The sequence below is a fragment of the Achromobacter sp. genome, assembly GCF_057314935.1.
This window is the reverse complement of record NZ_DBHKZA010000125.1, coordinates 1-10,617: the sequence shown is the minus strand read 5'-3', so window position 1 is coordinate 10,617 and position 10,617 is coordinate 1. Positions and strand designations below refer to the sequence as shown.

The window sequence follows — 10,617 nt, the reverse complement described above, 5'->3', positions numbered from 1 at the left end:
GCGGTGGTGTCAGGTTTGACGGGGGCCGATCTGTAGCCAGTACTGCGTGTGCCGCGTCACCGAAATCGGCAAGGCGGGCTCCAGCGCCTTGATGGCGCGTTCGGCGTCGTCCAGCGGGAAGACGCCCGACAATCTCAGGTCGGCGACGGCCGGATCCACGCGGATCACCCCTATGCGCTGGCGCGCCAGGTACTGGGCGAAATAGTCCAGGCGCCACTCCTTGGCCACCACCAGGCCGTCCACCCAGGCCAGGCGGTCCGGGTCCGACGCGTGGCGGCCGATCTGGCCGCCGTTCGCGAAGGCCAGGCGTTCGCCGGCGGACGCATGCGTCCATACGCCATCGCGCAACAAGGCGACGCTGCCTTCGTATACGCCCAGGCGCGACCCCTCGTCGGTGCGGCGCAGATCGAAGCGGGCCTGTTCGACGTGCAGCTCGCCGTAGCCGGTGTCGACACGCAACGCGCCGATGCCCGGGCGCGCTGCGGTGTTCACCAGCATCTCGCCGCGAAGCAGGTCGATGCCGCGCGCCTGGGCGGTCAGGTGCAGGCGCACGGCACTGTCGCTGTTCAGGGTGATGTTCAAACCGTCGGCCAACGCCACGGTGCGGCGCTCTCCCACGCTTGTGCTCAAGTCGGCCGCCAGACGCTGCCAGGGCGTGTGCCGGTAACCGGCCCAACCCGTGGCGGCAAGGCCGGTGAACGCCAGCAGGCCGCGCAACGCGGTACGGCGTCCGGGCGATCGAGGCGCATTCAAGGCGGCACGCGCCAAGGCCGGCGGCACCCGGCGCGCATCGCGGCCGATGGCCTGCAAACGGTCCCAGGCCTGCCGGTGCGCGGCGTCCGCTTCCAGCCAGGCATGACAGGATTCCCGGTCGTGCGCATCGGCCAGGCCGGATTGCAGCTTGGCCCACCAGGCGATGGCCTGGCGCACGACCGGGTCCGGCGGCATGCCGCGCGCAGCGTCACTCATAGAACGCCACGTAGCACGCGGACATCGCGCGCACCATGTACTGTTGAACGGAACTCAAGGACACGCCCAGGCGCTGGGCGATTTCGGGATAGGTCAGGCCGTCCAGCTGCGACAGCAGGAAGGCCGATCGCGCCTTGGGCGGCAGGCCGTCCAGCAAGCGGTCCAGCTGCATCAGCGATTGCAGTTGCTCGGCCTGCATCTCGGGCGACGGAGCATAGGCTTCGGGCACCGTGGCCAGATAGGCCAGGTAGGCATACTCCAGCGCGGCATGGCGCTGGTAGTCCACCACCAGCCCCTTGGCGATCGTGGTCAGCAAGGCGCGGGCTTCGTTCGCGCGCACCGCCTTGCGCCCCTGGATCACCCGTACGAAAACATCCTGCGCCAGATCCTCCGCGCGGTGCTCGCATCCCAGCTTGCGGCGCAACCACCCGAACAGCCACGGGCGGTGATCGCGGTACAAGCCATCGACGGGCGCGATGGCAGTGTCGGCGCACGGGATCGATGCGGGGAGATAAGGGGAGGACACGAGTGAGACGGCGGTGCGGGACCAGAAGTCTCAAAATCTTAATTGATAATGACTTGCGTTACCAATCCTATATCCGTCCGGCCCCTGCAACAGGGGCCGGATGCGGCATAACTACAACGTCACGGTCAGCCGGCGTTCCGATTCCAGGTATTCGCGCGACTGCATTTCAAGAATGCGCGACACCGTGCGGTGGAACTCGTTGGCCAGCGCGCCTTCCGTATAGATGGCCTCGGGCTCGCATTCGGCGGACATGATGAGCTTGACCCGGTGGTCATAGAACACGTCGATCAGCCACGTGAAGCGGCGCGCCTCGGACGCCTGGCGCGGCCCCATCTTCGGCACGCCGGACAGGATCACGGCATGGAACCGGTTGGCCAGCTCCAGGTAGTCGTTCTGCGAACGGGGGCCGCCACAGAGGGTGGCGAAATCGAACCACACGACCGAGCCCGCCAGCGCCAGCGCGCGGATCTCGCGATGCTCGATGTGCAGCAGCGGTTCCTGCGGCGGGGTGTCCGCCAGGCTGTCGAACGCCTTCTGCAACGCGGCTTGCGCGTGCTCGTCCAGCGGGGTGTGATAGCACTGCACCTGTTCCAGCGAACGGCGGCGGTAGTCGATGCCGGCGTCCACGTTCATCACGTCCATGCGCGACTGGATCAACGCGATGGCAGGCAGCACGCGGTCGCGGTGCAGGCCGTCGGTGTACAGCGTGGACGGCTCGTAGTTGGACGTCATCACGAACGACGTGCCGTACTCGAACAGCTTGAGCAACAGGCGGTGCAGGATCATCGCGTCGGCCACATCCGACACGTGGAATTCGTCGAAGCAGATCAGGCGGTAGCGCTTGGCGACCCGCTTGGCCACTTCGTCCAGCGGATCCTGCATGCCTTTGACTTCTTCCAGCTCGCGGTGAACGCCGCGCATGAACTCGTGGAAGTGCAGGCGCGTCTTGCGCACGACCGGCACGGTGGCATAGAACGCGTCCATCAGGAAGCTCTTGCCGCGCCCCACTCCGCCCCACAGATACACGCCGCGCGGCACGTCGGGCCGGTTCAGCAGCTTCTTCAGCGCGTTCGAGCGCATCGACTTGAACTTGAGCCATTCGTCGTAGTAGCGCTGCAAGCGGTCGATCGCCAGCTTCTGGGCGGCATCGGGCTCATAGCCTCGCTCGGCCAATGCCTGTTCGTAGTATTCGCGGACGTTCATGTGGATCGGATAACCTTGACTTGGCCCCCACGCTGCGCATGCTTGGCATGCCTGCTACCCCAAAGGGGCGCTCTACTCTTGGGTCGGCCCGGCGATAAAAAAAGGGCGGGTCCTGGAACCCGCCCCCTGTCTTGCTCAGGTCAAGCGTCGCTTAGAAGTTCAGCGCGCGCTTGTCCACGGCCAGAGCGGCTTCCTTCACGGCTTCCGACAAGGTCGGGTGCGCGTGGCAGATGCGCGCGATGTCTTCGGCGGCGCCGCGGAATTCCATGATGGTCACGGCTTCCGAGATCAGTTCCGAGGCCATCGGGCCCACGATGTGCACGCCCAGGACTTCGTCGGTCTTGGCGTCGGCGATGACCTTGGCGAAGCCGGTCGTGTCGCCCAGCGCGCGGGCGCGGCCGTTGGCCAGGAACGGGAAGCTGCCGGCCTTGTACTCACGGCCTTCGGCCTTGAGCTGCTGTTCGGTCTTGCCCACCCAGGCGATTTCCGGCGACGTGTAGATGACCCACGGCACGGTGTCGAAGTTGACGTGGCCATGCTGGCCGGAGATGCGCTCGGCAACCGCCACGCCTTCTTCTTCGGCCTTGTGCGCCAGCATCGGGCCGCGCACGACGTCACCCACTGCCCAGACGTTCGGCAGGTTGGTCTTGCAATCGGCGTCCACGGCCACGAAGCCGCGTTCGTCCAGCTTCAGGCCCACGGCGTCGGCGTTCAGGCCGCCGGTGTAGGGCACGCGGCCGATCGAGACGATCAGCTTGTCCACCACCAGCTTCTGCTCGGCGCCCTTGGCGTCGACGTAGGGCACGGTCACCGACTTGGCGGTGGCCTTGATCTCGCCGATCTTCACACCCATCTGGATGTTCAGGCCTTGCTTGGTGAACGCCTTCAGGGCTTCCTTGGCCACCTGGCCGTCAGCGGCAGCCAGGAATTCCGGCATCGCTTCCAGGATGGTGACGTCGGAACCCAGGCGGCGCCACACGCTGCCCATTTCCAGGCCGATCACGCCGGCGCCGATCACGCCCAGCGTCTTCGGCACGGCGCCGATGTTCAGCGCGCCGTCGTTGGACAGCACGACCTTTTCGTCAAACGGCAGGCCGGGCAGTTCACGCGCCGACGAGCCCGTGGCGACCACGACGTGCTTGGCAACCAGGTCTTCTTCGGTGGTGCCGGTGACCTTGATGGCCCAGCCGCCTTCCACTTGGCCGCTGAACGCGCCCTTGCCGTGGAAGAACGTGACCTTGTTCTTCTTGAACAGGTACAGGATGCCGTCGTTGTTCTGCTTGACCACCGTGTTCTTGCGGCCGATCAGCGTGTCGAGCTTCAGGCTGACGCCCTTGACTTCGATGCCGTGCTCGGCGAAGTGGTGGTTGGCTTGTTCGAAGTGTTCGGACGATTGCAGCAGCGCCTTGGACGGGATGCAACCGACGTTGGTGCACGTGCCGCCAGGAGCCGGGCCGCCTTGGCCGTTCTGCCAGGCGTCGATGCAAGCGACCGACATGCCGAGTTGCGCTGCACGGATGGCGGCGATGTAGCCGCCAGGGCCTGCGCCGATCACGACGACGTCAAATTGTTTGGACATAGTGTTCTCGCGGGTGAGATGAGGGGTGGAACACGCCCCGCCCGACGCAGTGTTGCCGGAGGCCGGCTGAGAGCCGGCCGGGGCGCCGCAGGCCCGAAGGCCGGTTGCGGCGCCGCGCGCGGAGCGTCGAGATTACAGGTCCAGCAACAGACGCTGCGGATCTTCCAGGGCATCCTTCATGGCGACCAGGCCCAGCACGGCTTCGCGGCCGTCGATGATGCGGTGGTCGTAGGACAGCGCCAGGTAGTTCATCGGGCGGATGACGATCTGGCCGTTTTCGACAACGGCGCGATCCTTGGTGGCGTGCACGCCCAGGATGGCCGATTGCGGCGGGTTGATGATCGGGGTCGACAGCATCGAACCGAACACGCCGCCGTTGGAGATCGAGAACGTGCCGCCGGTCATTTCTTCAATGCCCAGCTTGCCGTCAGCGGCGCGGCGGCCGAAGTCGGCGATGGTCTTTTCGATTTCAGCGATGGACAGCTGGTCGGCGTTGCGCAGGATCGGCACCACCAGGCCACGCGGGCTGCCGACAGCGATACCGATGTCGAAGTAGCCGTGATAGATGATGTCCTTGCCGTCGATCGACGCGTTGATCAGCGGGTACTTCTTCAGCGCGGCCACAGCGGCCTTGACGAAGAACGACATGAAACCCAGCTTGATGCCGTGTTCCTTTTCGAACTTGTCCTTGTACTTGCTGCGCAGATCGATGACCGCTTGCATGTTCACTTCGTTGAACGTGGTCAGGATCGCGTTTTCTTGCTGCGATTGCAGCAGGCGCTCGGCGATGCGGGCGCGCAGGCGGCTCATCGGCACGCGCTGTTCCGGACGGCCGTCCAGCGACAGCGTGGTCGGGGCGGGTGCCGCCGGGGCCTTGGCCGGAGCGGCCTTGGCGGCGGGAGCACTGGCGGCCAGGGCGTCGCCCTTGGTCACGCGGCCGTCACGGCCGGTGCCGGCCACGGAAGCGGCGTCAACGCCCTTCTCGGCCAGGATCTTGGAAGCGGCGGGCGATGCCACGCCGGCAGCGGCGTTCGAAGCCGGGGCAGCAGCCGCCGGAGCGGCGGCGGCTTGGGCAGCGGCCGGAGCGGCGGCAGCCGGGGCAGTCGCAGCGGCGGCGGCCTTGCCAGCGGTGTCGATGCGGGCCAGCACTTCACCCGAGGTCACGGTGCTGCCATCGCCCTTGACGATTTCGGCCAGCACGCCCGAGGCGGGAGCCGGCACTTCCAGCACGACCTTGTCGGTTTCCACTTCGATCAGGATTTCGTCCGCTTCAACGGCAGCGCCCGGCTGCTTCTTCCAGGTCAGCAGGGTCGCTTCGGAGACGGATTCGGAAAGTTGGGGGACGACGACGTCGGTAATAGCCATTTTGTTTGTTCCGTAAAGTTGTGTTCTGGTCACGCGGCGCGGCAAGGTTCGAAACGGGGTTCCTGAACGCTTGCCGCCCGCGGCGCGTGCATCAAGTCGAGATTACTTCGTCAACATGACCTTGAACTTGGGCGCGAAAGCCGTTTCGACCAGGGCCTTCTGCTGCTCCTGGTGCTTGGCCAGGTAGCCCACGGCCGGCGATGCCGACGCGGCACGACCAGCGTAGCCCAGCTTTTGGCCTTCGACCATGTTCTCGTACACGTGATGCTGAACGTAGAACCAGGCGCCCTGGTTCTGCGGTTCGTCCTGAACCCAGATCACTTCGGTTGCCTTGGGGTACTTGCGCAGTTCCGTTTCGAACGACTTGTGCGCAAACGGGTACAGCTGCTCGACACGGACGATCGCGACGTTGTCGGCGCCACGCTCGCGGCGGGCGTTGACCAGGTCGTAATACACCTTGCCCGAGCAAGCCAGCACGCGCTTGACCTTGCTGGCGTCGATGGTGTCGTCCACTTCGCCGATCACCGGGTGGAAGCTGCCACCGGCCAGATCGGTCAGGGGCGAACCTGCATCCTTGTTGCGCAGCAGCGACTTCGGCGTGAACAGCACCAGCGGCTTGCGGAACGGGCGGATCATCTGGCGGCGCAGAACGTGGAAGATCTGCGAGGCAGAGGTCGGCTGGACCACTTGCATGTTGTTGTCGGCGCACAGTTGCAGGAAGCGCTCGATGCGGCCCGAGGAGTGCTCGGGGCCCTGGCCTTCGTAGCCGTGCGGCAGCATCAGCGTCAGGCCCGACTGGCGGCCCCACTTGGCTTCGCCGGAGCTGATGAACTGGTCGATCACGACCTGGGCGCCGTTGACGAAGTCGCCGAACTGGCCTTCCCAGATGGTCAGCGTGTTCGGTTCAGCGCTGGAGTAGCCGTATTCAAACGCCAGCACCGCCTCTTCGGACAGCACGGAGTCGATCACGGTGAAAGGCGCCTGGCCTTCCGACACGTTCTGCAGCGGAATGTAGGTGCCGTCGTTCCAGCGTTCGCGGTTCTGGTCGTGCAGCACGGCGTGGCGGTGCGTGAACGTGCCGCGGCCCGAATCCTGGCCGGTGATGCGGATGGCGTAGCCCGAGGACACCAGGGTCGCGAAGGCGAGATGTTCGCCCATGCCCCAGTCCAGGTTCATTTCGCCCTTGGCCATCGTGCGGCGGTCGTTCAGCAGCTTGGCGACCAGCGGGTGCACCGTGAAGCCTTCCGGAACCGACGTAATGCGTTCGCCGATGCGCTTGAGTTCAGCCAGCGGCACGGCCGTATCGGCCTGGTCGGTCCACTTGGCGCCCAGGAACGGCGACCAGTCGATCGCGTACTTGCTCTTGTAGTCGGTCAGCACCGGTTCGATGGTGCGCTGGCCGTCTTCCATCAGCTGGCGGTAGTCCTTGACCAGTTGATCGGCTTCGCCCTCAGCCAGCACGCCTTGCGTGGTCAGCTTGTCGGCATACAGCTTGCGCGTGCCGGGGTGATGGCCGATGCGCTTGTACATCAGGGGCTGCGTCAGCGACGGGGTGTCTTGTTCGTTGTGGCCCAGCTTGCGGAAGCAAACGATGTCCACGACGATGTCGTGACGGAACTGCAGACGGTAGTCCAGCGCCAGCTTGGTGACGAACACCACGGCTTCGGGATCGTCGCCGTTGACGTGGAACACCGGGGCTTCGATCATCTTGACCACGTCGGTGCAATACAGCGTCGAACGCGAGTCGCGCGGGTCGGACGTGGTGAAGCCGATCTGGTTGTTGATGACGATGTGCAGCGTGCCGCCCGTGCCGTAGCCGCGGGTCTGGGCCAGGTTCAGCGTTTCCATGACCACGCCCTGGCCGGCGAAAGCCGCGTCGCCGTGCACCAGCACCGGCAGCACTTGCTTGCCTTCGGCGTCGCCGCGGCGTTCCTGGCGAGCGCGCACGCTGCCTTCGACCACGGGGTTGACGATTTCCAGGTGGGACGGGTTGAACGCCAACGACAGGTGGACCGGACCGCCACGGGTGGACAGGTCGCTGGAGAAGCCGTTGTGGTACTTCACGTCGCCGTCGGTCAGGCCTTCGGCGTGCTTGCCTTCGAACTCGGCGAACAGGTCGCCGGGCATCTTGCCCATGATGTTCACGAGCAGGTTCAGGCGGCCGCGGTGGGCCATGCCGACCACGATTTCCTGGACGCCGTTTTCACCGGCGTGGTTCACCACTTCGTCCATCGAGGCGATGAAGCTTTCGCCGCCTTCCAGCGAGAAACGCTTCTGGCCGACGTACTTGGTGTGCAGGAAGCGCTCGAGGCCTTCGGACTCGGTCAGCTGCTGCAGGATGTGGCGCTTTTCTTCGACCGAGTAAGCGGGCGCGCCCAGCGTGGTTTCCAGGCGCTCCTGGATCCAGCGCTTGGCGGCGGGGTCGGAGATGTGCGTGAATTCAGCACCGATGCTGCGGCAATACGTGTCGCGCAGCGCCTTCAGGATGTCGCGCAGCGTCATCGTGCTGGCGGTCGTGAAGTAGGTGTTGGTGGCCGAGTAGGTCTGGTCCAGATCGGCTTCGGTCAGGCCGTAGAAGGCGGGATCGAGTTCCGGGATCGGGGGACGCTCCTGGCGCTTGAGCGGATCCAGGTCAGCCCAGCGCGAACCCAGCGAGCGGTAGGCGGCAATCAGCGACTGCACCGAAACCTGCTTGCTGGCGACGCTCAGGTCGGGTTCAGCCGAGCGTTGCACGAAGGCATTGGCCTTGGCGCGCTGGGCAAACGATTCGACGATGGGAGCGTGGGCCTGGTCGCGAGTGGATTCCTGGCCGTCGGTTGCGGGAGCATGCTGCAACTGGTCGAAATACTCGCGCCAGTTATCAGGTACCGAACCGGGATTGTCGAGGTAGGCTTCGTAAAGCTCCTCAACATAAGGGGCATTACCCCCAAAGAGATAAGACGTGGATAGAGATTCTATTTCCGAAGACATATCGCTTCACCTTTACGAGTGCTTCACTCGACACGATGCAGGAAAACCTTCCGCAGCACGGGCTTCCCGTTAAGCGGATCGCAGGGGCAGAAGGCGCGTACAAGCCTTGATAGCCGTATGGTTGAAAGTATAACCCTTTGAGTTTATGGGCGTCTTCTTGCATTTGCGTGACGCAAAAGCCCGTGCGGAATACCTGCATGCAGCTTTGGAATGTCCGTCGAACGCCTGCAATCCAGACGTCTACGCGCCATCAAATTCCGTCAATCGAAAATGCCGCAGCGCGTCATTTTCAGGCACTCCAAACAAGAGTGTTGCGCAATAGCCGCGTCATACCGGCAGCGAGGTCGTGGACAGGATCTCTTTCAACACGAAAAACGTGCGGATCTGGCGTACGCCGGGCAGCTTGATGATCTCGCCCGCGTGCAGCTTGTTGAAGCGTTCCAGATCGCGTATGCGCAGCATCAGGAAGTAATCGAATTCGCCCGCCACCAGATGGCACTCCAGGCAGCCGCTGATACCGCGCGCGGCTTCCTCGAAATCGGTGAAGGACTCGGGCGTGGAACGGTCCAGCACCACGCCCACGATGACCAGCGTGGCCATGTCGACCTCTGCCGGCTCCAGCAACGCGACCGTCTTCCGGATGACGCCTTCGGCCTTGAGCTTTTCCACGCGGCGCAGGCAGGCGGCCGGGCTCAGGTGCACGCGCGCGCTCAGGTCCAGGTTCGTGATCTGCGCGTCGTCCTGCAGCACGCGCAGAATGTGGCGGTCGATGCGGTCCAGGCCCGAGGCGGCAGTCATTTGATATGTCCCTGAAAATTTAATTTCGTTGTTGTTTTTATATTCGAAATATTGGTTTTCAGAAAGCGGATATTAATAACTTTAAACACCGAAAATCGATAAATAACGCAATTGACCGCAAATCCCGGCGATTCCTATGATTTCTCCATCCGCGCCACCCGCCCGGCCCGGACCTTTTTCCCAGGAGCCCGCATGGATCTGCAACGATTTCCCCGCCACCGCCTGACCTTCGGCGACACCCCCATTGAAAAGCTCGACCGGCTATCTGCCCACCTCGGCGGCAAGGTCGACATCTATGCCAAGCGCGAAGACTGCAACAGCGGCCTGGCCTTCGGCGGCAACAAACTGCGCAAGCTGGAATACCTGATCCCGCAAGCGCTCGAGCAAGGCTGCGACACGCTCGTGACCATCGGCGGCATCCAGTCCAACCACACCCGCATGGTGGCCGCCGTTGCCGCCAAGCTGGGCCTGGCCTGCGTGCTGGTCCAGGAAAACTGGGTGGACTATTCGGACGCGGTCTATGACCGCGTCGGCAACATCATGATGAGCCGCCTGATGGGCGCCGACGTGCGGTTGGTGGACCAGGGCTTCGACATCGGCTTCCGGCGCAGTTGGGAAGAAGCGCTTGAAGACGTGAGAAAGCGCGGTGGCAAGCCCTACGCCATTCCCGCCGGCGCGTCCGACCATGAACTGGGCGGCCTGGGGTACGTAGGCTTTGCCGAGGAAGTGCGGCGCCAGGAAGCCGAGCTGGGGTTCAAGTTCGACTACATCGTCGTGTGCGCCGTCACCGGCAGCACCCAGGCCGGCATGGTGGTGGGCTTTGCCGCCGATGGACGCGCCGACCGCGTCATCGGCATCGACGCCTCGGGCACCCCGGAGCAGACGCGCGCGCAGATCCTGCGCATCGCGCGCCGCACCGCGGACCTGGTCGGGCTGGAGACAGGCATCGCCGACCGCGACGTGGTGCTGGACACGCGCTATGCGTATCCCGCCTACGGCCTGCCATCGGCGGAAACCAACGACGCCATTCGCACCTGCGCGCGGCTGGAAGGCATGATGACCGACCCCGTCTACGAAGGGAAATCCATGCAGGGGATGATGGATATCATCCGCCGCGGCGAAATTCCGGCAGGCTCGAAAGTGCTGTATGCGCACCTGGGAGGGGTGCCGGCGATCAACGCCTACAGCTTTTTGTACCGCAACGGCT

At 64.4% G+C, this 10,617-nt stretch carries 8 protein-coding genes; 1 reads left to right on the top strand and 7 read right to left on the bottom strand.

Annotated features, from left to right (window positions below; translation table 11 throughout):
- Window positions 1–9 precede the first annotated feature (9 nt).
- The 7 genes from ACO6D5_RS28050 to ACO6D5_RS28020 all read right to left on the bottom strand — a co-directional run bounded on the left by ACO6D5_RS28050 (window position 10) and on the right by ACO6D5_RS28020 (window position 9,410).
- Window positions 10–969, bottom strand: coding sequence for a FecR domain-containing protein (locus ACO6D5_RS28050; protein WP_485827199.1), 960 nt, complete (start codon window positions 967–969; stop codon window positions 10–12).
- Window positions 962–1,495 (bottom strand): sigma-70 family RNA polymerase sigma factor, encoded by a 534-nt coding sequence (locus tag ACO6D5_RS28045; protein WP_485827198.1) that lies wholly within the window; start codon window positions 1,493–1,495, stop codon window positions 962–964. The genes ACO6D5_RS28050 and ACO6D5_RS28045 overlap by 8 nt, the downstream gene beginning before the upstream one ends.
- Before the next feature lie 111 nt (window positions 1,496–1,606).
- Window positions 1,607–2,698, bottom strand: coding sequence for a cell division protein ZapE (zapE, locus tag ACO6D5_RS28040; protein WP_315846454.1), 1,092 nt, complete (start codon window positions 2,696–2,698; stop codon window positions 1,607–1,609).
- A gap of 151 nt (window positions 2,699–2,849) precedes the next feature.
- Complete coding sequence (lpdA, locus tag ACO6D5_RS28035) at window positions 2,850–4,277, bottom strand: dihydrolipoyl dehydrogenase (protein ID WP_485827197.1); 1,428 nt, start codon at window positions 4,275–4,277, stop codon at window positions 2,850–2,852.
- 132 nt (window positions 4,278–4,409) lie between these two features.
- A complete protein-coding gene (gene odhB, locus ACO6D5_RS28030; protein WP_315846452.1) occupies window positions 4,410–5,642 on the bottom strand; it encodes a 2-oxoglutarate dehydrogenase complex dihydrolipoyllysine-residue succinyltransferase in 1,233 nt (410 codons plus the stop codon).
- Between the two features lie 102 nt (window positions 5,643–5,744).
- Window positions 5,745–8,612: a 2-oxoglutarate dehydrogenase E1 component gene (locus tag ACO6D5_RS28025; RefSeq protein WP_315846451.1), complete on the bottom strand. Its 2,868-nt coding sequence runs from the start codon at window positions 8,610–8,612 to the stop codon at window positions 5,745–5,747.
- 327 nt (window positions 8,613–8,939) lie between these two features.
- Window positions 8,940–9,410: an Lrp/AsnC family transcriptional regulator gene (locus ACO6D5_RS28020; protein ID WP_485827196.1), complete on the bottom strand. Its 471-nt coding sequence runs from the start codon at window positions 9,408–9,410 to the stop codon at window positions 8,940–8,942.
- Window positions 9,411–9,602: 192 nt separating this feature from the next.
- Here ACO6D5_RS28020 and ACO6D5_RS28015 point away from each other — a divergent pair.
- On the top strand, window positions 9,603–10,617 hold a 1,015-nt coding region (locus tag ACO6D5_RS28015), incomplete at its 3' end, for a 1-aminocyclopropane-1-carboxylate deaminase (protein WP_485827195.1).

Coding starts and splice junctions, on each gene's coding strand:
- zapE (WP_315846454.1), bottom strand. CDS start 2,698: ATGAACGTCCGCGAATACTACGAACAGGCATTGGCCGAGCGAGGCTAT.
- odhB (WP_315846452.1), bottom strand. CDS start 5,642: ATGGCTATTACCGACGTCGTCGTCCCCCAACTTTCCGAATCCGTCTCC.
- lpdA (WP_485827197.1), bottom strand. CDS start 4,277: ATGTCCAAACAATTTGACGTCGTCGTGATCGGCGCAGGCCCTGGCGGC.
- ACO6D5_RS28020 (WP_485827196.1), bottom strand. CDS start 9,410: ATGACTGCCGCCTCGGGCCTGGACCGCATCGACCGCCACATTCTGCGC.
- ACO6D5_RS28025 (WP_315846451.1), bottom strand. CDS start 8,612: ATGTCTTCGGAAATAGAATCTCTATCCACGTCTTATCTCTTTGGGGGT.
- ACO6D5_RS28050 (WP_485827199.1), bottom strand. CDS start 969: ATGAGTGACGCTGCGCGCGGCATGCCGCCGGACCCGGTCGTGCGCCAG.